This window comes from Salifodinibacter halophilus (assembly GCA_012999515.1).
GTDB lineage: Bacteria > Pseudomonadota > Gammaproteobacteria > Nevskiales > Salinisphaeraceae > Salifodinibacter > Salifodinibacter halophilus.
This window is the reverse complement of record JABEEB010000313.1, coordinates 1-265: the sequence shown is the minus strand read 5'-3', so window position 1 is coordinate 265 and position 265 is coordinate 1. Positions and strand designations below refer to the sequence as shown.

The 265-nt window shown below is 69.8% G+C and carries 1 protein-coding gene; it reads right to left on the bottom strand.

Annotation, left to right across the window (positions count from 1 at the left end):
• Positions 1-265, bottom strand: a 265-nt coding sequence (locus HKX41_11820) for a S9 family peptidase (protein NNC24821.1), incomplete at both ends; no start/stop codon positions are given.

The following is a 265-nucleotide window of genomic DNA, read 5'->3' as shown; positions in this document are numbered from 1 at the left end:
GGTTCGAGGTGAACGCGAACCGCTCGCCGTCGTGGCTCCAGCCGCCCCAGCGGTGCTTGGCGTCGGGGTGTTCGGTCAGGTTCTCGATGACGCCGGTGTCGGGTTCGAGCCGGAACAACTGCGCGCGCTCGTTGCCGCCTCTGTCCATGCCGAAGGCGGCTTCGGGGCGCTCGGGCGACCACGAGGCGAAGGTGACGCGCTCCTCGTAGAACGTCCGCTGTTCGGGCCACGCGCCGGGCGAATCGACCGTCCAGACCTGTGGGAC